This is a genomic window from Budvicia diplopodorum (genome assembly GCF_009800925.1).
Classification (GTDB): Bacteria; Pseudomonadota; Gammaproteobacteria; order Enterobacterales; family Enterobacteriaceae; genus Budvicia; species Budvicia diplopodorum.
This window is the reverse complement of record NZ_WOYF01000006.1, coordinates 93,814-111,410: the sequence shown is the minus strand read 5'-3', so window position 1 is coordinate 111,410 and position 17,597 is coordinate 93,814. Positions and strand designations below refer to the sequence as shown.

The following is a 17,597-nucleotide window of genomic DNA, read 5'->3' as shown; positions in this document are numbered from 1 at the left end:
CCCTTAATCAAGGGACCTTAGATTAGCGGCTTAACGGATTATTGTACCGGCTGAGGCTGTAAATCTGGATGTTCGGTATCGTCTACCTTAGGTCCATGGGCCGGAGTTGTTGCGCTATTTTCACTACCAGCACCGTGACGAACATACACTACCCGCTGGGTGCCGCTATCACAGCTTCCAACCACTTTCCCTTGAGTTTGTGCTGCCTCAGATTCAGGAACAATCGTTAATTCAAATCCGGATTCAGGTACGCCGTTATTGATAATTTTCGCCGCGATGTCAGCCTTAACGGCATCGCAGGTTGACTCAGCGGCAAAGCTCATTAACGGTACAGAGGTCAAAAGGGCGGCGATAGACAAGGTTAAAATTTTCTTCATTTCTATTTTCCTCAACGTAATAAGATCAAACGATATTTTAGTTAATTCAGCAACAATACAGAAAGAAAATGCGGCCAGTCAGCCCCATCAATGTTGTACCCCGTCGTCATCCCAGCGAAAGCCGGGACCCAGGTTTTCGCTAACAATTAGCGCTTGGCTTAAAGGCTAGACCCGGTTTGCACCGGGGTGACGATGGGGAGGGGCGATGATAATCGAGCTGATTATCATCGCCTTTTTACAAAGCTAACGTTTTTAACGCACTGAGCAAGGCTATCGATGCGCCAGTTCGCCTTCATCTTCCGATTCAAAAATCTGCTTATCCGTTTGTTTCAGAATTTGGCTAGTAATAGTACCTGCCGTCATTGAACCGCTAACGTTTAGCGCTGTGCGGCCCATATCGATTAATGGCTCAACGGAGATGAGCAGGGCAACCAGCGTGACCGGCAAGCCCATTGTCGGTAACACGATCAGGGCGGCAAACGTTGCACCACCGCCGACACCGGCAACGCCGGCAGAACTGACGGTGACGATGGCTATCAGCGTAGCAATCCATAACGGATCAAACGGGTTGATACCTACGGTCGGGGCAACCATAACCGCCAACATGGCAGGATAAATACCCGCACAGCCATTCTGACCAATCGTTGCGCCAAAGGATGCCGAGAACCCGGCGATGGTCTCAGGTACGCCTAAACGTCGGGTTTGGGCTTCAACGTTTAACGGAATGCTGGCGGCGCTTGAGCGGCTGGTAAAGGCGAAAGTTAATACCGGTAAGACTTTCTTAAAGAACTTAAGCGCATTAATACCGCTAAAGGTCAGCAGAATACCGTGTACCACAAACATCAGGCCCAGCGCGATATAAGAGGCAACGATAAAGCTGCCTAGCTTAATCAGGTCTTGAATATTTGAACCGGCAACCACCTTAGTCATCAGCGCCAGAACGCCGTATGGCGTTAGCTTAATCACTAAGCGAACCAGCTTCATTACCCATGATTGCAGGGTATCAATCGCGGTAAGAACTCGTTTACCCTTTGCTTCGTCATCTCTAAGCAGATGCAGTGAAGCAACGCCCAAGAATGCGGCAAAAATCACCACGCTGACAATCGACGTTGGGTTAGCCCCGGTCAAGTCGGCAAACGGATTTTTAGGAATAAACGAAAGGATCAGCTGTGGAGTGGTTAAGTTCGCCACTTTTCCGACATAGGTAGATTCAATCGCGCCTAAACGAGCGGTTTCTTGAGCACCCTGAACTAAACCTTCAGCGGTAAGACCAAAGGCCAGAGTAATCATCACGCCGATAAAAGCGGCAATCATGGTAGTAAACAGCAGAGTACCGATGGTTAAAAAGCTGATTTTTCCCAGAGAGGAAGCGTTATGCAGCTTAGCTACGGCACTCAATATAGATACAAACACTAACGGCATAACGATCATTTGTAACAGCTGAACGTAGCCATTACCAACGATGTTAAACCAGGATACTGACTCTTTAAGCACTGAACTGTCAGCGCCGTAAATAAACTGTAATCCTAGCCCAAACACCACGCCAATCACCAAACCCAGCAAAACCTTTTTAGCCAGGCTCCATTGGGTATGGCGCGTTTGCGCTAATAGAAATAACAGCGCAATAAATACCAGCACATTAATAATAAGCGGTAGATTCATTCCCAAGACCTCAGTAATAGTTTTTTATTCTGTAGATATAGTGAGCAATAACAATTGCATTGCCATATTGTAACAGCGATGCAATGCATTCCTTATAACAAAGTTATCTTGTTTATTCCGTTTAATTGTAGACAAAAATGGAAAGTTCTTTTGACTTTATAACCCGAGGTGTATTTTGGTGATAAAACCGTCTCAATGATTAGGATTTACACATAAATAGCCTGAAAATGCGCTTCACGGCAGATGAGCTAATTTTGGCTAAACTTACCTTATTGAGTGTGCTAACAAAAAGCAGGGTAACAACATGCTAACAGTCTGGGGCAGAAAAAATTCATCTAACGTTCAGGCGTTGATGTGGTGTATTGGGGAGATGGGCTTAGCCTATAAGCGCATTGATATTGGCCACAAATATGGCGGTAACGATACGCCAGAATTTTTAGCCATGAATCCTAACGGTACCGTTCCCGTTCTTCAGGACGGCCAAAGCGACTATCTTTGGGAAACCGGCGCTATTTTGCGATATCTTTCGGGCCGATACGGCAATAGCCATTTTTGGCCCGCAGAACTAGGGCTGAGAACGCAGGTTGATATGTGGGCTGAATGGTCAAAACTGAATATCACTCTCAATTTTTCTGGGCCGATTTTCTGGCAGGTCATCAGAACCGCACCGCAGGATCGCCAATCCGAAAAAATAGCCGAAGCCATTAAGGTATTAACCCATAAATTGACCATTGCAGAGCGCCGGTTAGAGCAGCATCGGTTTATGGTTGGTGACTATTTTACGCTGGCAGACATTCAGTTTGGTCATTTGCTTTATCGCTATTTTGATATTGATATCGAACGCCCGAACTTGCCCTGTTTAAAGAAATACTATGACAATCTCTGCCAGCGCTCAGCATATAAAGAACATGTAATGGTCTCTTATGAGGATTTAAAGGTTACATTGTAACGTGATTAAGCCAAATGTTTTACAACCAAGACCGAAGAATAGGGGTAAAATGCGTGAATATTCTTCTAATTAACCAGAGATTACATGAAATTACTCAATGCGCCACTGGCGCTTATGCTTGCCATGTTTCTGTTACCCACGACGGTATCAGCTACAACCACCCTTAGATATACCGATCACGAACCGTTGGGCGGCATGCGTACCCGTTTTATTAAAGACGTTTTTTTTACAGCCATTGAGAAACAGTCCAACGGACGCCTGAAGATAGAAGAACATTGGAACGGCGGTCTGGCGGTAGGCTATGACGCCTTGCGAGTGATTGGCGACGGTTCCGCGGCCGACATGGGTATCGTCGTGCCGGAATATACCGCCGACAAACTGCCGCTGCACCAGATTTTTAAAAGCTTTCCGGTTGGGCCATCGGGCGATAAGCAGATTGAGTTCTTCAAACGTGTTTACGCCGAAATTCCTGCTTTCCCGGCAGAGCTAAAAAAAGAAAATGTGGTGAACATCTTTTTCGGTACCGGATACCCAGTGGCATTCTTCGGCACCCGGCCCCTGAAAAATCTGGAAGATATAAAAGGAACCAAGTGGCGATCGGCGAGTTTCTGGCATCAAGATTTCCTGCGAAATGCCGGTGCAACACCGTTAACGATGCCTTGGGGACCAGAAACGGTTAACGCTTTTAAGAGCGGTGCGCTGGACGGCATCATGGTGAACATCGACAGCGGGTATGACCTTAAAGTTCAGGAGATGGCGCCAAACGTTTTAGTTTCTAACGAGCTATGGCTCGGGCACGTTTATCTTCTGGTGATGAATAAAGAAACGTGGGATAAGCTGGCACAAGAGGATAAAGAAGCCATTCAGCGCGCGGCCAAAATCGCCTATAAAACCGCTGGCTCAGTGATGGATAACGCCTTAGTGCAACAAATAGACACGCTTCGTAAAAGCGGCGCGAAAGTTCGCGCTTTGCAACACAAAGAAGTGGAACACTGGCAAGACGTGACGCGCTATCAGGAAATTCAAGCCAAATGGGTGAAAAAACAGGAAGCCTTGAACGTTAAAGATGTGTCACCAACGATGGAAAAAGTTAGTAATATTATGAGTGATGTAATGAAATAAAATAGCCAATCACTGTACGCCTGACTGACCATTTACTTATTATTTTGAAAAGGCAGCTGCGGGAATTGATTCCACGACTGCCTGATTAGCATAAACTGTATTACACACACCGCATTATTTCTTTTCTAAACTCGGAATTCCAGCAAGTAATTTGCCAGCATCGCTATGCTTAGTATTTGGAGGCAGGTGACTTTGCAATAGCTTCCTGTTTGCTTCAGTTTCACGGTAACCATGCTTACTTAGAAGATCGTTCAGTTCATAGTCTTGGCTCTTATTAACGAAATCGCGATCGGATTTTGGCATTTTGTAACCCCAGATATTATTTACGGATATTTTATCCAGTTAGGCTGGATAATCTCAGCCCTGAGTAGGCAATTCGGACAAACTAAATCACCATAAATTATATATGGGTTCTGATTCCTACAATTCAAGTTACTTTTATATTAAAATCAATTGGTTAATGCATTCAATGTATTGTCTTTTTGGCTTTGTAGTAGCCAGCTTGGCTGCATGATAGTGACGTAGGATAGGGAGCCTCTTTACCTCAGCCTCCGCCAGCATGATGCACAAGGTCGGCTCATGAACTACTTTATGAAGACAGCAAAATTGTCGTGATTTATGTGATAAGAATTGGATAAGTGATTATCCAGGAATAAGATTTTGCAGATCGTATGGTCTCAAAACACAAGTGCGTAAGCTGTTATACATAACCGTGATGCCGATGGAATTGCATTTTTGGTCAGCAATAAACCGTTCATATATTGATAGCGAATTTTTTACGCATGAAAATATATGCACGATCACCAGAAATCATTTATTCACTTTTTGCTTTTGATTGTAATACCGGTCAGTAGCAAAACTTGTTTTGTTGTTTTGGCCAAACCACAGCGGTCAATTTAAAAAGAACTGATATTGAATGATCGTTGACAATGAATGAGCCTCAGACTGTTTAGATATGGGCCATAACAGGCAATCCTTAGAACATCAGACAGCATAAGATTAGCCACAGAACGCCAGAATCCTTCAAATAACACATAGGTGCGCATAATGTATATTATGTTAAATATGCTGCTACAGTAAACATGACGACCTTCCTCGGTGGCGCAGGAAATGAATTTATACGTGAGCAAACATAGATCCTGACTGAACAACCCTAACCTTTGAATCTAATAAAGCCTCAAGGTACGCATTAGTTCTGGGGTAATGTACAATTTAAATGTACACTTATCTTGTACATATCAGGAGAGATCCATGCAAACCTACACCTCCACACAGGCCAGAGCCAATATTTCCACCGTACTGGATACCGCGTTAAATGGTGAGCCGGTTGAGATCACACGCCGTGACGGCAGCGCCGCCGTGCTTATCAGCAAAGCCGCATTTGAGGCCTATCAAAACGCCAAACTGGACACGGAATTTGATGCCATTATGCAACGTCATGAACATACCATCAAGGCGCTGACTGACCGATGATTTGGTATACCGTTTATAGCGGCTACACCCTTTCCCCGCTCAGCTCAACAACAACTTATTCTGCTGATAAACCTCATTCAAACTACGGCTAATCATTTTTGTCGTCGCCGGTGAAATATTTAGCTCTTTAGCAATTTCCGTCCAATTACTCAATGCTGCCACAATTTCTTCAATTGCCGCTTGTGCTGAAGCCCAGCTATCAAAATTTGCCTGTTCGGCTAATCGTTGGATTGCCTTGATCGGCGGTGCTTTACCATAACCATTAAACGCAGTGGTATGTTCACCATACGGATTGGGACTGTATGTCACATCGTAAAATGGTGAAGGCGTCCAGTTACCGCGATCGTCCTGTAGGAACGCCCAGTTCTTGGTATGGTCATCTTGGTTGAGTGAAAATAAGTTAAACATTGCACGTGAGAACTGTAATTGCCCTACTGCCGGGCTTTTGCACAGCACCTGAGAAGCCTTGATCAAGGTTTCATAGTCAATGGATGGCGCACGGAAATCTGCATCTAAAAGGCCGCATAGGCTATGCAAATGATATCGACCATGTTGTTCGGTACAGTCAAAACGCTTCATGGCTAACCATGCGATCGCCTGTGAGCCTTGCGGAGGAGAAATCAGCTTCCATTCAGGAACCTTCAGCCCTGCTCGCCCCGCCATTCGTAGATATGCCGCTTCACACAGGCCTTCTTCATGTTGAAGCTGAAGGGACTTCGAGGTAAATTTAACTAACCAGGGCGAATATCCGGGAGTGGCTATTGTGCTGGCCTGATTAGGGTTATCAGGGCTGATATAAATCAGTGACTTTGGCCGGGCCCCGCCCGATCCGCCAGCGTTGGCCAACTGCGCTAATACCACCTCCGTTTGACCTTCAAAAAGAGAGCAGGCTTCCTCTGCTAAGGTTGCAATATCAATGGTATCAGGGGGGAACGTGAGGCGATAATCGGACGTTGGCGTATATTCAAGCGCACCGGATCCTTGGCTACCCACATAGGCCAAACGGTCCATTGCCGTTAGTAAGGTCGGCGAAACACCCTGCTGCCGAAATACCCGGTCCATCAGTAATAGGCCCCAACCGTCAGGCAATGAGTCAGCAAAGGTACCAAATAGTCCACCGTGAATCGGTGATGTCGCCTGTTGGAGCTGGGCGTTAAACGCAAGTTTGAAGGGCGATAAGCTGGAAAAATGGCTGATATATTCATCACTATACTGGAAATAGATTCCTCTGGCGTTCTGTGCCAGAGTACCAACCAAAACCCTTTGACCATCGCTCATGCGCCGATGTACATCAAGTCGCCGAACCGGATGAAATACATTCATGAATTGATCACCTCTTCAATCGAGGTTGGTCGGCTTAGCTTCGGCTTGGTCAGGTCATATAACGAGTCTAATGAATCAAGGCTTTGCCACAGCAATAGGAATTGGCGTAACGAGATCTGCCCGGTAGTTTCAAACTTTTTGATGGTTGATTCAGGAACAGTGCTGCGCTTGGCTAAATCGCCTCGGGAAAGCTTGGCGGTTTTTCTACGCGACTGTAAATAGTCAGCTAGCCTTTTTTGTACGTCGTTAGCACTGAGCAAAGAGAGTAAGTCCATAGCCGCACCCCTGATTTATAATAGATATAATTATATCCAATTTTGCCAAAAAAAGCCATTTTTAGACACAACTGTATCTATTTGATGTTTTGGTCTGATGCGTATCAAAGCCGCTAATTTGATAACTAATAACAACGGGATTGCCGGTGAGCAGCAATTGCCCTCCTCGCCCGCTTTTTTTGATGATGGGCATTCCCGTCACATTTCGAATTGTTCGTTATTGATAATTCTCGACGAAAAATATACCCTGCTTAAAATACAACCACATTTTTTATTATCAATAAGTTAGAGGGATTGCGTAATGAGACATACCAAAATCGCACTGTTAACGGCTGTCGTACTCTCGGCCAGCTTTTATTGCGCTGCTGCACCGACAGCAACGCAACCAACTCAGGTCATAACGTTTAACTATCAGACCAGTAATACCCAGCGTGACGAAGTGCATAATCTGCTAAATCAGGCACATCAGGCGTACGTTGTCTGGGATATGCCAAAGCTTGAGAAGAGCCTGAAAGCCGCATATCAACTCGCTCCGACCCGACTGGATATTCTGTACAGTATCGCCGCCACTCAGGTATGGGCAAGCCGGATGGACGAGGCCATGGCCACCTACGATCAAATTCTCAAACTGGCGCCAAACGATGCTGATGCGTTAACCTACCAAGCGTTATACACCCACGCTCAGGGTAAAAAAGATGGCCCCGCTTTATTTGCGTTGAAAAAAATCCATCCGGCACGCGCCAATGACATTGCCAAAATTTTTACTACCGTTGACAGCGTACTGCGAGCCCCAGTTGTTGACCAGCTCCCCGCTTCGTTCAAAGCGGATACGCCGGCCGTGATTGTGACGCTGGGCTATGCTCTGCAAGATAACGGTACCATGGCGCAAACGCTGATTGACCGTCTCAATAAAACCCTTGAAGTGGCGAAAGCCCTTCCCAACGCCAAAATTATCGTTACCGGCGGCGTGCCGAAGAGTGGCCAAAACGAAGGGATTGAAATGAAGCGTTGGCTGATTGAAAAAGGCATCGATTCAACGCGGATTATTGACGAGAACTACGCCCGCGACACCGTCGAGAATATGATTTATTCCAACTATATTATCAATGAGTTAGCTATAAAAAACGTGGTGCTAATCAGTTCCGGTACCCATGTCCGCCGCGGCCGTGCCATTTTAGAAGTTCTGGGCTGGAGTACCGGGGCCAAATTTAACGTGCAGATGGTAGCCGCTCCTGATAAGCCGCTGCCAGAACTACAGGATGAAGGCACCAGAAAATTGGGTATTTATCGCGATGCACTGCGCGCCTATGGGCTGTATATGATGCGCTCAGCACCAGAATTACTGGAAATCTGAGTTAATGGTTATCGTAGGCCGCTTCTGTCAGCGGCCTACGTAGAGCGAGTTAATTAATGTTTAAGGCGTAGCAAAACGCAGCCCCAGTACGTTACCGATTGGCCTCAGTCGGGGTTGCCCTTCATGAAGATCGCCCGGAACCGTACAGTACAGATCGGGGCGATCGCTACATTGAGTCACTGCGCTACCGCCCGACGTTGGCGTTTGATTTGAAACCAGCTGGCTAGATCCTGAACCATCCAATAAGAACACATCGGTGGCGCCATATTGACTCATCAGAAAATAGGCCGCCTCTGCGGTATTGAGGCCCTGACCGGAAGTCCGCCCCCCTTGCACTACCACCATCACCATGCTTTGCTGCTGATTTGCGCTGTCATAGCTAAGCCCAACCACGGTTCGTGCTGCCTGTTTATCAGGGCTGGCACTGGTGGGCACACAGCCCGTTGTCACCGAACTTGAACACGGTGGATAGATTAATCCGTCTTTGGCGATCAGTAATCCTGATAATGCCCATTTAGCCCCGTTTGCTATCAGCGTTTGAGTATCCATACTCGGGTTTGACGGATTGTATTTTTTCGGGTTCTCGGCAATGCTTACCTGATAATAATTCACCTTATTTTCATAGGTTGTGTGGAGGGTTGAAAACACCAGTGAATCCAGATAAGAACGGGCTTCCCCAGATGAATCATAATCACGGTCATCGGGGCTAGACAGCTGAGTGCCATTGGCATATTGCCAACCGAAAAGTCGGGTACAGGGTTCCGTGTACATAACTGCAGGCTGTTCCGGCGGGTAATTAGCTCCGCGTAAATCGTACCAACTGCCGTTTATCATGTAGTTGAAATTCTGATCTGACATGGTATTGAACATCTGTTCAACGGTATACATCGGTTGATTGATATACCGATAGTTGTCGCCGGTTCCCACGCCATTTGGGTACAGAGTGCTACAGGTTGCCTTCGCTTCGCGACAGCTCTCCGGTGTCCATCCGGGGACAACATCGCTGGTTGCTACATCGCAATTTGCGGGTATTGTCTGCGTGTCGGGCGTTGCCGGGTAGATGTACTTGGTATCACCAAGCCTGACGGCATAGCCCTGGAGGTTACTCAGAGTAGCGTCTTCGGTCGGAAAATAGAACGATGCCGGAATAGTGGTAAAGGCCGCATTGCTGGGGCGATGGCCGGGTACCACTGAGCCGCTGACTTGCCAGTTTGAGTAACTACTAGTGCAATCGCTGCCGTATGAAGTATAAGCCAGCCCATAGGCCTGCCCATACCATAAGCCAGTGTAGCCAAAGGTGACGCATTCATTTTCATTAGCGCTGTAGAGAAGCGTAAAATCAGCATTGTTATTGCTGTATAAATACCACTTTTGGCTCAGACTGCTGTTGCAGCTTCGAAGCTTTAAGTTGGCATTGCTTCCGGTGGAAGTGACGCACATTTGATCATAGCCAATGGGCGTAATTGTTCCATCAGCATGAAAATTGAAATCGACGTACCCTTCCGAACCGTCACAGGCATAAGAGAATATGGTGTCATCAGACGGATAGTTATGGCGAAGGCATACATATCCTCCCCACGATCCCGCGCTAGGAACATTGTTCCAGGCCCAAAATTGGGTCTGACTGACCTCATCAGATTTGGCTTGTGAATCCGCGCTGGTTTTTAATAGATCTTTTGGAAAAGGTACCGATTCTTTTGGTGTGGCTTTATTAATCGAAGTGCCTGACGGTGGCGATTGCTGCCCCGCCGATCTAGCCGAGGGTTGATCTCCTTTTACATCGCGAGAATAGCCGCTGGGAGATAAAACTATCGATAGTAGTAATATAACGAAGTATATGATTTTCATATAGAACCTCACGTATTTTCAATGAAATGAGCTATTTGAATACCGCTACACGAGCTTACTTCCGAGAAATGGATACAGTTTCCATAATGTGGCGTACTTCCTTTCAACAACTGCCACCTGTGATTTCTGGTTATTGTGTCATGTAGCGTCGGCTACAATCGTTAGATATGGTTTATGAAAATTAATATTATCTACTGCTAAATAACGATGAAATTGAAGTTTTGCTTCAGTGATAACGCCAATAGATAAAATCTTCTGGACTATTTAATCAGAAAATTAGCAGTGTACACTGTTGAAAAATTCAATATTGGGTGAGGATTATTTGATAGGAAAAACCAAGCGATTACAGCTAGCATAATTACTAGAAAATTCCGGTTTCGGTTTTATAAGTGTGATCTGAATCACGGTGTCTAATTTCCTGCAGGGAATGGGTACAGAGCGTTGCGGTGTTATGGTCGATGACGACTCATTTTCCAGCCCTCACGCGCCAATATTAAGTAACCGGTTCTGATGAACGGAAAGCGCAATACCATCAGGCAATGTTTCGGACGTCCTCCCGCCCTGAATGAAGAACAAAAACAGGCAGCGATTAAACGCCTTAATGCAGGTTTTAGCGTCAACACAGTTGCTCGTGACGGCAAACCATTCTCAGGGTGAAAGCTGCACATTCAACACCTGAGAATGATTCTTCAGGTTCTATTTGATTCGTTTACCTTTTTCATCAGTGACTTTTTCACCATCTTCTTTTGTGAATGCTCCTTTCTGTGACTCCGGAAGAATATCCAGCACGACTTCGGAAGGTCGACACAGCCGGGTTCCCATAGGGGTCACGACGATGGGACGGTTAATCAGGATTGGGTGCTGGAGCATAAAGCCAATCAGCTGTTCGTCAGTTAACTGCTCATCGGCAAGGGTAAGCTGCTCATAAGGCTCAACGTTCTTACGCAGCAACGCCCGCACGGTAATCCCCATATCTGCAATAAGTTTAACCAGCTCATCATGCGACGGCGGTGTGTCGAGATAGTAAATAATTGTCGGCTCATTGCCGCTATTGCGGATCATCTCCAGCGTGTTGCGTGAAGTGCCGCAGGCCGGGTTGTGATAGATAATAATGTTGCTCATATCGGTATCCCATTACAAAGTGACAGAGAGCCGCAACGCCAGCGCGGCCAGAGTGACAAACAGCACAGGCAGGGTCATGATGATGCCTGTGCGGAAGTAGTATCCCCAGGAGATCGTCATGTTTTTCTGCGAAAGCACATGCAACCACAGCAGTGTCGCCAGACTGCCAATAGGGGTGATTTTAGGGCCTAAATCGCAGCCAATGACGTTAGCATAAATCATCGCCTCTTTAACGACGCCGGAAGCCGTGCTCCCGTCAATGGACAATGCGCCAATCAGCACTGTAGGCATATTGTTCATGATGGAGGATAGAAATGCCGTTAGAACGCCGGTGCCAAAAGTTGCAGACCATAATCCTTTATCCGCCAGCACATTCAGTACACCAGAAAGGTATTCCGTCAGTCCGGCGTTGCGCAGACCGTAGACTACTAGGTACATTCCCAGCGAAAAGATGACGATCTGCCACGGAGCGCCCCGCAATACTTTCCCGGTGTCAATAGCATGACCTTTCTTCGCCACCGCAAACAGGACAACAGCCCCCGTTGCTGCTATCACACTGACAGGGATACCCTGCGGCTCAAGAACAAAGAAACCCGCGAGCAGCAGCACAAGGACAATCCAGCCTGCCCTAAATGTTGCCGGGTCCTTTATCGCGCTGGCAGGTAATTTTAGCAGTGCAACGTCATACGTCGCCGGAATATCCCTGCGAAAGAAGATATGCAGCATGCCCAGCGTGGCTGCGATGGCTGCAATATCAACGGGGATCATAACGGAAGCATATTCAGTAAAGCCCAAACTGAAGTAATCGGCAGAGACAATGTTCACCAGATTGGACACGATAAGTGGCAGGCTGGCGGTATCGGCAATAAACCCGGCGGCCATAACAAAGGCAAGCGTAGTACCCTTGCTGAACCCCAGCGCGAGTAACATGGCAATCACTATCGGGGTCAGGATCAGCGCGGCACCGTCGTTGGCAAACAACGCAGCGACAGCTGCGCCAAGCAATACAATCAAGGTGAACAGCAAGCGCCCGCGCCCGTTGCCCCAGCGGGAAACATATAGCGCAGCCCATTCGAAAAAGCCCGACTCATCAAGCAGTAAGCTGATGATGATCACCGCGATAAACGTCGCTGTCGCGTTCCAGACGATATTCCAAACAACCGGAATGTCACTTGGATGAATGACGCCGAAAATCAGCGCCAGCACTGCGCCAATACTCGCACTCCAGCCAATGCTGAGGCCCCTAGGTTGCCAGATCACCAGGATCAGAGTCAGTAAAAAAATACTCCCCGCCAGTAACATCTCAGACTCCATTATATATGATTTTAAGAATATGTATGCGTGTCAGTTAACAGGACAACGACGCAGACTTTGCCAGCCATTTGCGGACATCCTCCCGCAGGCATAGCCAGGCCGTGGTGATAGATTCAGCGGCCCAAGCCGGCATATGCGGGGACAACCGATAGTGGATCCATTTCCCTTCACGACGGTCAAGAACCAGCCCTGACTCGCGCAAAATTGCCATGTGGCGGGATATTTTAGGCTGTGACTGTGAGGTGGCCCCGCAGATATCACAGACGCATAGTTCACCGGACTCCCTAAGAAGCATAATGATGGCCAGCCGGGTTTCATCCGACAGAATTTTGAAAAGCTGAACAGGCTGTAGCATTTTTTCGCCCAATGAACTCAGAATATACATATGATAAAGCATATGTGTTTTTTTGAGAATCATAGATCTTTAAAGAAGGAACAAAAATGGAACGATTTCCAACCCTGAGAGCCGAATGTTTTGATCACGGAGTGGCTAAGCAGCTACAGGAACCGCCACGGATTCTTATCCTTTACGGTTCCGTTTATACAGCCGTTTTGCAGCTGAAGAAGCTGGCCGCTTACTGACTTCGATGGACCAGTCAGCTAAAGCAGGCATCATCATGTCAGTTGTACAAAAAACAGTCTTAGCGTGGAATAACTTCCGTTTTCCAAGCGGCCCTCTCCCCCTAAACTAACGCCTCAACGGAACGGCGGTTCGTTAAAGGTGCGTAGCTTACGGGAATGCAGCTTGTCGCCTTCTGCACGCAGTAAATCAATCGCCCGGATACCGATTTGCAAATGCTCTGAAATCGCCCCTTCGTAAAAATGGTTAGCCTGCCCCGGGAGCTTAATTTCACCGTGCAGCGGTTTATCCGATACGCACAGCAGCGTGCCGTAAGGTACGCGAAAACGATAGCCCTGAGCGGCAATGGTGGCGCTTTCCATATCTACCGCAACCGCACGGCTAAGGCTAAAACGCATGGCGGAAGCGGAAAAGCGTAGCTCCCAGTTACGATCGTCTGAGGTGACTACCGTGCCGGTGCGCAGCCGCTGTTTTACCTCTTCGCCCGGCATACCGCTCACCGCTTTGGTTGCGTCGTAAAGTGCGCGCTGAACTTCTGCAATGCTTGGAATGGGAATATCTGGCGGAAGAACGGCATCCAGTACGTGGTCGTCACGCAAATAGGCGTGAGCCAGCACATAGTCACCGATGGCCTGACTTTCACGCAGCCCGCCGCAGTGGCCAATCATCAGCCAGACGTGCGGGCGAAGCACCGCCAGATGGTCACAAATGGTTTTGGCATTCGATGGCCCCACGCCAATATTGACCAGCGTGATTCCCTGCCCGTTTTTCGCAATCAGGTGATAAGCCGGCATCTGGTGCTTTTTCCACGCCAGATCGGAGGTAGTCTTTTGCGGATCGGCATTCTCTGCCGTGATGTAGCCACCACCGGCACAGGAAAGCGCCTGATAAGGACTGTCAGGATCCAGTATTTGCTCACAGGCCCAGCTGACAAACTCATCAACATAGCGGCTATAGTTGGTAAACATAATGTAGGGCTGAACGTCTTCAACCGGCGTGCCGGTATAGTGTTTTAGCCTGGCGAGGGAGAAATCGGTGCGCAGTGCATCAAAATGGGATAGCGGAAAACTGTCGATAGAATTATCAATGCCGTCGGTGATGCCATCGCCTATTTTGGCTAAATCCGTGGTGGGGAAATGCCGGGCAAGATCGGCAGTCATTGAACGGTTAAGTATCAGGTCTGAGCCATCAATCACAAACGGATAAGGCATTTCTTGTAGTGACGGTGTCACTTGAAACGTGGCGTCATACTCGTTTTCCAGCAAAGCCAGCTGTTCTGATAGGTAACGCCGGAACAGCGATGGGCGGGTAACGGTGGTGCTGTACTGCCCGATGCGAACAAAGCGGCCAAAGGAGCGGCTCCGATGGTGGTCTTGATATTCACCGTTCCAGATCACGCTGAGCTGCGGGTAAGCAAATAGCCCTTCTGCTCTGGCCTGTGGGTTAGGCAGCGTACCGTCTTTAATAAAATTGCTGATAGCATCGCGCAGCGCAGATAATGCCGCTTGGTATAAAACTTCAAGTCTATCAATAGCCTCAGCGGCAGTAAGGTGACGTGTTGCGGGTTGTTGAATCAAAATATTTCCTTTATTCAGAACGGGCAGCCGTGTTAATAAGCAGTCGTAGCAATAATAGCCTATTCACAGAATAAGCTTGAATAAATATCAACCGGTTAGCCGATTAGAACATTGTTGGGCTTATAGAACTCATGTAAGCCGACGCTCTGTCGCCATTCTTACTCTATGTCGTCATCCCGGCGAAAGCCGGGACCCAGGTTTTAGCTAACAAGTCAGCACTTAGCCTAAAGGGCGAAGATGACAATTTGACGATAATTGAGCTGTCTCGTTGCTATTACGCCGCCGCTCGCTCAACGGCGCATTTATTGATAGCCATCATGCAGATTAGTATTATGATCCGGCATAATAATCGGGTGATTTCATTCCACATCCTATCCTGTTGGCGTAGATGGGGATAAACAACGTCAACAATGGGAGTGGTATGAGTACCAAAGACAGGCTGTTAGCCCTTTGCGTGGTGATCGTTTGGGGCGTGAACTTTGTGGTGATCCGATTTGGTTTAGACGGTATCCCTCCGTTCTTACTAGGCGGGCTACGGTTTCTATTCGTACTGTTTCCCGCCCTGTTTCTGGTTCCGATACCGAAAGCCCCGCTCAGATTACTGGTGATGTATGGGCTAATGATAAATTTCGGCCAGTTTGCCTTTCTGTTTAGCGCAATCAAACTGGGGATGCCGGCAGGATTAGCCTCACTGGTTTTGCAGGCTCAGGCCTTTTTCACCCTACTGCTATGCGCGCTGTTTTTCCGTGAAAAAATCAGAATCAATCATCTTTTGGGCATCACCATTGCCGGTGCGGGCATTGTGGTATTGGCCATGGGTCAGGCACCGACCGCTAACATCACCGCCATTGGATTTATTCTGACGCTGTTCGCCGCGCTGTCGTGGGCCAGCGGTAATATAGTCAATAAACGCATTGCCAGCGTCTCACCGGAAGACAATATCCTGAGTGTGGTGGTATGGAGCGCTGCGATCCCGATCCTGCCATTTTTCCTGTGTTCGTTTTTGTTTGAAGGACCGGCCGCGATCGTTGATAGCCTGACAAATATCAATGCGAAAGGCGTTCTGTCTATTGCCTACCTTTCCATCATTAGTACCATTTTTGGCTACTCTGTCTGGGGGCAGCTGCTGTCTCGCTATGAAACGTGGCGGGTTGCCCCGCTAACGCTATTGGTTCCGGTGGTTGGCATGACCGCTGCTTGGCTGGTATTAGATGAAACCCTGTCAATGGTTCAGATTATCGGTGCCGCGATGGTGATGTTCGGCCTGCTGATTAACGTATTTGGCTCGCTGGTTAACCGGCTCAGAACGCCACGGGCTTCAGGTGGTGAGAAGTAGCATCGAAATGGGCGGATTAATGCGTGGGGCCTGTCAGTCAAGGGTAATCAATATACTTGAAATGGTAATCTGCTTGATTATCCTCAGCTCTTCTCCGTCGCCACAGGGGTGACGATATGATAGGGCCACATTATGTAAGAATGCTTAGCTGACGCGCATTAATTCGCCCATTGGGACCAATTTAAACGCTACTTCTCCATCATCTCTTGGATATCCTCAGATTTGACCTGATGCTGGTCGCCAGCCTTGTCGGTATAGCTAATCATGCCGGTCTCTTCATCCATCACCGGTTTATCTTTTGAAATAAGCATTTCGCCACTCTTAGTGGTGATAACGTATCCACTTGAACAGGCAGAAAGCACGCTTACCATTGCCAGCGCGGCTGTCAGTATGGCTAATTTTTTCATCATGGTTGTTTTCCTCGGATAGATAAACGGAATAAAGACGGGGAACGGCTAAAACTCATCACTAGCGGCAAAAGTAGCACCTCGGGTTACTCTTCTCGCTTGGCTGAATAGACAACAGGCTGATGGTCATCGCCGTGGCGCTAATCTTTTGTCCGGGCAAAAGCCGTGAGTGAATGAGTTCGATTACCGAGGCCAATAAGCATGGCCGACGTTCCCCGATAGTGACTGCTACAACAAGTATAGACAGCGTTATCCGCTCTTGCCCTTCCTTGGCTATTTCTGCTTGGCTGCGATGTCTACAGGGATCTGTTCCAGTTCGTTCAAGGCGCGGCGAATATTGGCTTGTATTTCGCGACCGGCCAGCGTGAGAACCAGCCCGTGCGGAGAACGTTCCAATAGCGGCGTTCCGGTTCCTTCTTCCAGCACGTTTAACGCTGCGCTAACGGCGGGCTGGCTGAGGCCTAACTGATTGGCAACGGTTTGCATGTGCCCTGTTTCACTCAGGTAAACAAAAATTTGCAGCCGACGAACGTTATACAAATAGATTGGCTCCGCATCGTTTCGCGGGTGCCCCGGCCGGGCCAAAAGCTTATTTAACAGCGGCGGGATTTGATGAAGTTCGTCAAGGGCGCGGGTTACTCTGGGTAAGATGCATGCGCCGAAATCGGTGATCAGCATGCCGTTGGCCTGGCGCTGAAACAGCGAAACGCCAAGCGCCTGTTCTAAATCCCGAATGGAACGGGTGATGGCTGACTGGGTTCTGAATAGCTGTTCTGCTGCCTTTGAAACACTCCCCTGAGCAACAACCTGACTGAACGCTCTGATTTGAATCAGGTTACTCAGATTTTCTTCTTTGTATTTCATCGCTAATCTCCCAG

Annotated in this window: 15 protein-coding genes and 3 pseudogenes; 7 read left to right on the top strand and 11 right to left on the bottom strand. The window is 47.9% G+C overall.

Annotated features, from left to right (window positions below):
* Positions 1–38 precede the first annotated feature (38 nt).
* Both GVI43_RS08115 and GVI43_RS08110 read right to left on the bottom strand, forming a co-directional pair.
* Positions 39–377, bottom strand: a complete 339-nt coding sequence (locus GVI43_RS08115; protein WP_159566361.1) for a DUF1161 domain-containing protein — start codon at positions 375–377, stop codon at positions 39–41.
* A 270-nt stretch (positions 378–647) separates the two neighbouring features.
* Positions 648–2,039 carry an L-cystine transporter gene (locus tag GVI43_RS08110; RefSeq protein WP_159566360.1) on the bottom strand — a complete coding sequence of 464 codons (1,392 nt, stop codon included), beginning with the start codon at positions 2,037–2,039 and terminating at the stop codon, positions 648–650.
* A gap of 304 nt (positions 2,040–2,343) precedes the next feature.
* Between GVI43_RS08110 and GVI43_RS08105 the strand changes: the two genes are divergently transcribed.
* The 3 genes from GVI43_RS08105 (at position 2,344) to GVI43_RS08090 (ending at position 5,583) form a co-directional block, all read left to right on the top strand.
* The gene (locus tag GVI43_RS08105; RefSeq protein WP_159566359.1) at positions 2,344–2,988 is read left to right on the top strand and encodes a glutathione S-transferase family protein; all 645 of its coding nucleotides are present in this window, start codon (positions 2,344–2,346) and stop codon (positions 2,986–2,988) included.
* A gap of 84 nt (positions 2,989–3,072) precedes the next feature.
* Positions 3,073–4,110, top strand: coding sequence for a TRAP transporter substrate-binding protein DctP (gene dctP, locus GVI43_RS08100; RefSeq protein ID WP_159566358.1), 1,038 nt, complete (start codon positions 3,073–3,075; stop codon positions 4,108–4,110).
* Between the two features lie 1,251 nt (positions 4,111–5,361).
* Complete coding sequence (locus GVI43_RS08090; protein WP_159566356.1) at positions 5,362–5,583, top strand: type II toxin-antitoxin system Phd/YefM family antitoxin; 222 nt, start codon at positions 5,362–5,364, stop codon at positions 5,581–5,583.
* A gap of 39 nt (positions 5,584–5,622) precedes the next feature.
* Here the strand turns inward: GVI43_RS08090 and GVI43_RS08085 are convergent, their stop codons facing one another.
* The gene (locus tag GVI43_RS08085) at positions 5,623–6,906 is read right to left on the bottom strand and encodes a type II toxin-antitoxin system HipA family toxin (RefSeq protein ID WP_159566355.1); all 1,284 of its coding nucleotides are present in this window, start codon (positions 6,904–6,906) and stop codon (positions 5,623–5,625) included.
* On the bottom strand, positions 6,903–7,181 hold the full coding sequence (locus tag GVI43_RS08080) for a helix-turn-helix domain-containing protein (protein ID WP_159566354.1): 279 nt from the start codon (positions 7,179–7,181) through the stop codon (positions 6,903–6,905). The genes GVI43_RS08085 and GVI43_RS08080 overlap by 4 nt, the downstream gene beginning before the upstream one ends.
* 301 nt (positions 7,182–7,482) lie before the next feature.
* Here GVI43_RS08080 and GVI43_RS08075 point away from each other — a divergent pair, with 301 nt between their 5' ends.
* Positions 7,483–8,535 (top strand): YdcF family protein, encoded by a 1,053-nt coding sequence (locus GVI43_RS08075; RefSeq protein WP_159566353.1) that lies wholly within the window; start codon positions 7,483–7,485, stop codon positions 8,533–8,535.
* Between the two features lie 60 nt (positions 8,536–8,595).
* Here GVI43_RS08075 and GVI43_RS08070 read toward each other — a convergent pair whose 3' ends face one another.
* Positions 8,596–10,383 (bottom strand): phosphodiester glycosidase family protein, encoded by a 1,788-nt coding sequence (locus GVI43_RS08070; protein ID WP_159566352.1) that lies wholly within the window; start codon positions 10,381–10,383, stop codon positions 8,596–8,598.
* A gap of 543 nt (positions 10,384–10,926) precedes the next feature.
* On the opposite strand from GVI43_RS08070, the pseudogene GVI43_RS15890 reads away from it, so the two are divergent.
* Positions 10,927–11,087, top strand: a pseudogene (locus tag GVI43_RS15890) (helix-turn-helix domain-containing protein); the annotation flags it as partial.
* Here the strand turns inward: GVI43_RS15890 and arsC are convergent.
* The 3 genes from arsC to GVI43_RS08055 are packed head-to-tail and all read right to left on the bottom strand — an operon-like array spanning position 11,080 to position 13,174.
* The gene (gene arsC / locus GVI43_RS08065; protein ID WP_159566351.1) at positions 11,080–11,505 is read right to left on the bottom strand and encodes a glutaredoxin-dependent arsenate reductase; all 426 of its coding nucleotides are present in this window, start codon (positions 11,503–11,505) and stop codon (positions 11,080–11,082) included. The pseudogene GVI43_RS15890 and the gene arsC sit on opposite strands and share 8 nt — an antisense overlap.
* 12 nt (positions 11,506–11,517) lie before the next feature.
* Positions 11,518–12,807: an arsenic transporter gene (locus tag GVI43_RS08060; protein ID WP_159566350.1), complete on the bottom strand. Its 1,290-nt coding sequence runs from the start codon at positions 12,805–12,807 to the stop codon at positions 11,518–11,520.
* A gap of 46 nt (positions 12,808–12,853) precedes the next feature.
* Positions 12,854–13,174, bottom strand: a complete 321-nt coding sequence (locus tag GVI43_RS08055) for a transcriptional regulator (protein ID WP_159566349.1) — start codon at positions 13,172–13,174, stop codon at positions 12,854–12,856.
* Between the two features lie 86 nt (positions 13,175–13,260).
* Between GVI43_RS08055 and GVI43_RS08050 the strand changes: the two are divergent.
* A pseudogene (locus tag GVI43_RS08050) lies at positions 13,261–13,424 on the top strand (arsenical resistance protein ArsH); the annotation flags it as partial.
* Positions 13,425–13,515: 91 nt separating this feature from the next.
* On the opposite strand, the gene GVI43_RS08045 reads toward GVI43_RS08050, so the two are convergent.
* On the bottom strand, positions 13,516–14,976 hold the full coding sequence (locus tag GVI43_RS08045; RefSeq protein WP_159566348.1) for an AMP nucleosidase: 1,461 nt from the start codon (positions 14,974–14,976) through the stop codon (positions 13,516–13,518).
* Between the two features lie 421 nt (positions 14,977–15,397).
* Between GVI43_RS08045 and GVI43_RS08040 the strand changes: the two genes are divergently transcribed.
* Complete coding sequence (locus tag GVI43_RS08040) at positions 15,398–16,312, top strand: EamA family transporter (protein ID WP_159566347.1); 915 nt, start codon at positions 15,398–15,400, stop codon at positions 16,310–16,312.
* Between the two features lie 188 nt (positions 16,313–16,500).
* Here the strand turns inward: GVI43_RS08040 and GVI43_RS08035 are convergent, their stop codons facing one another.
* Entirely contained in the window at positions 16,501–16,722 is a 222-nt protein-coding gene (locus tag GVI43_RS08035) for a YgdI/YgdR family lipoprotein (protein ID WP_246201645.1), read from the bottom strand.
* Positions 16,723–17,001: 279 nt separating this feature from the next.
* Positions 17,002–17,583 (bottom strand): annotated as a pseudogene (locus tag GVI43_RS08030) (LysR family transcriptional regulator); the annotation flags it as partial.
* Positions 17,584–17,597: the final 14 nt, after the last annotated feature.

What these genes read in the sequence shown, in the direction of transcription:
- GVI43_RS08060 (WP_159566350.1), bottom strand. Translation starts at nt 12,807, where the DNA reads ATGTTACTGGCGGGGAGTATTTTTTTACTGACTCTGATCCTGGTGATC.
- GVI43_RS08055 (WP_159566349.1), bottom strand. Translation starts at nt 13,174, where the DNA reads ATGCTACAGCCTGTTCAGCTTTTCAAAATTCTGTCGGATGAAACCCGG.
- arsC (WP_159566351.1), bottom strand. Translation starts at nt 11,505, where the DNA reads ATGAGCAACATTATTATCTATCACAACCCGGCCTGCGGCACTTCACGC.
- GVI43_RS08075 (WP_159566353.1), top strand. Translation starts at nt 7,483, where the DNA reads ATGAGACATACCAAAATCGCACTGTTAACGGCTGTCGTACTCTCGGCC.
- GVI43_RS08070 (WP_159566352.1), bottom strand. Translation starts at nt 10,383, where the DNA reads ATGAAAATCATATACTTCGTTATATTACTACTATCGATAGTTTTATCT.
- GVI43_RS08085 (WP_159566355.1), bottom strand. Translation starts at nt 6,906, where the DNA reads ATGAATGTATTTCATCCGGTTCGGCGACTTGATGTACATCGGCGCATG.
- GVI43_RS08115 (WP_159566361.1), bottom strand. Translation starts at nt 377, where the DNA reads ATGAAGAAAATTTTAACCTTGTCTATCGCCGCCCTTTTGACCTCTGTA.
- GVI43_RS08080 (WP_159566354.1), bottom strand. Translation starts at nt 7,181, where the DNA reads ATGGACTTACTCTCTTTGCTCAGTGCTAACGACGTACAAAAAAGGCTA.
- GVI43_RS08110 (WP_159566360.1), bottom strand. Translation starts at nt 2,039, where the DNA reads ATGAATCTACCGCTTATTATTAATGTGCTGGTATTTATTGCGCTGTTA.
- GVI43_RS08040 (WP_159566347.1), top strand. Translation starts at nt 15,398, where the DNA reads ATGAGTACCAAAGACAGGCTGTTAGCCCTTTGCGTGGTGATCGTTTGG.
- dctP (WP_159566358.1), top strand. Translation starts at nt 3,073, where the DNA reads ATGAAATTACTCAATGCGCCACTGGCGCTTATGCTTGCCATGTTTCTG.
- GVI43_RS08105 (WP_159566359.1), top strand. Translation starts at nt 2,344, where the DNA reads ATGCTAACAGTCTGGGGCAGAAAAAATTCATCTAACGTTCAGGCGTTG.
- GVI43_RS08090 (WP_159566356.1), top strand. Translation starts at nt 5,362, where the DNA reads ATGCAAACCTACACCTCCACACAGGCCAGAGCCAATATTTCCACCGTA.
- GVI43_RS08035 (WP_246201645.1), bottom strand. Translation starts at nt 16,722, where the DNA reads ATGATGAAAAAATTAGCCATACTGACAGCCGCGCTGGCAATGGTAAGC.